Source organism: Ilyobacter sp., from assembly GCF_041583315.1.
GTDB lineage: Bacteria > Fusobacteriota > Fusobacteriia > Fusobacteriales > Fusobacteriaceae > Ilyobacter.
Map to the genome: position 1 here is coordinate 1 of NZ_JBFHGC010000576.1, position 1,752 is coordinate 1,752.

A 1,752-nucleotide genomic window follows, 5' to 3' on the forward strand; every position below is an offset into this window, starting at 1 on the left:
GCTCTCTTTGTCAAGAGAGGATTTCTTATACTGATTATATAGGGCTCCTCCCTGGAATAATGGTATAGTTATCTTTGCATTAGATGTACTGTCTCCACTGCTGTTAAAGTCATTTTGGTCATCGTCTGTGACCTCTACAAAATCATTCTGCCAATCCAAAGAAGCTGTTGGAAGCATACTTTTAAATTTTTTCTTTTCTTCCAATCCCTTTGACTCAATCTCCATATCCTGAATCAATATTTCACGATTACTTTTATCCAATTTATTCAATACATCTTCTAAACTCATTTCTACAGCATACCCTTTTGCAAAAACAGTAAGTAATGCAGCAACTATAAACTTTTTTTTATTCATAATTTATCCCCCTTTATAATTTCAACTCATTATTTTTAAATAAGTATTTCATTTAAAACTCATATAGTTTAAAACATTCAGAATTATTTATCAGGTTCGTTTCTATAATCATTATAGTATTTATAGTTAGAACTATAACTTCCGTAATTACCCAAGGCATATCCGCCCTTATCTACTTTATTTACAACAACTCCATAGATATTTGCTCCTGCTTTATTTAATAATTTATGGCCGTTTATAAGTTCTTTTTTAAAAACCATATTATATCCCACCACATAGACGACTCCGTCAGCATATGTAGAAAGCAATGCTGCATCAGTAGCAACGGCAAGAGGAGGGGTATCCAAAACTATAAGATTGTACTTCTCTTTTAATTTTGTGAGTATATCTGCCATTTTTTTACCCAGAAAAAGTTCTGTTATATTTTTAATATTATCCTTTGCCGGAAGTATGTCTAGATTTTCTTCTACGTTTTCTAATATCACATCTTCCAATTCTTTTCTTCCAAGAAGCACTTCTTCAAATCCGTGATCCACGTTTATTCCGAAACTATCGTGTACTCTGGGTCTTCTTATATCACAATCTACGAGTATCACCTTTTCACCACTGATAGCAACACTCATAGCATAGTTGGCAGCTACTGTGCTTTTCCCTTCTTTTGGAATAGAACTCGTTATCAATATTACTTTTCTGTCCTTTGATTCTGTAAAATATAGATTTGTTCTCAAAATTCTGATAGCTTCAGCAATATGTTCTTTATCTTTGTCAAAAAAAATCAGTCTTTTTTTTCTCATGAGACATCCTCCCCTTATGTAAATGAAAAATCACATAAAATTATCCTTTAACTTTTACCTTTTTTGATTTTACAGGTCTGTCAGAATATTTATCTAATTTTACAGAAGAATAATCTGGTATATTTGCAAGTATCTGACACCCTAATATCCTCTCAATATCATCTGGATTTTTAAGTTTATTCTGATAATACTCTCTCCATAAAACTTCCAATATACCTAAAATAAATCCAATCATAATAGTTATTGCAACTATTAATTTAGTCCCCTTGGATTCGGGATTGGAAGGCACCCTGGCACTTTCTATTATTTTTAAGTTATCAAAACTCATGACCGATCTTATTTTTATTATAAACTCTTCTGAAACCTGATTTGCAACAAGGGCAGCTTTTTGAGGATTGACATCATAATAACTTATCTTTATAAGTTCTGTCATTCCCACAGGAGACACTCTTACCCTTCCTGAAAGTGAATCCGGTGAATCTTCCAAATCCAGTTTTTGTGTAACAGTCTTCATCATGCTGGCACTACGTGCCATCTCTGTATAGGTAGATACCAACTTTTGATTCAGTGAAACATCAGAGCTTTCAAGCCGTTCAGCAGAACC

General features: G+C 32.9%; 3 protein-coding genes. All 3 read right to left on the reverse strand.

All coding sequences use genetic code 11. The features are described 5' to 3' along the window. On the reverse strand, window positions 1–354 hold a 354-nt coding region (locus ABZA26_RS14350), incomplete at its 3' end, for a TolC family protein (RefSeq protein WP_372715175.1). 83 nt (window positions 355–437) lie between these two features. Next, the gene (locus tag ABZA26_RS14355) at window positions 438–1,148 is read right to left on the reverse strand and encodes a CpsD/CapB family tyrosine-protein kinase (RefSeq protein ID WP_372715176.1); all 711 of its coding nucleotides are present in this window, start codon (window positions 1,146–1,148) and stop codon (window positions 438–440) included. A 40-nt stretch (window positions 1,149–1,188) separates the two neighbouring features. Next, on the reverse strand, window positions 1,189–1,752 hold a 564-nt coding region (locus ABZA26_RS14360; protein WP_372715177.1), incomplete at its 5' end, for a YveK family protein.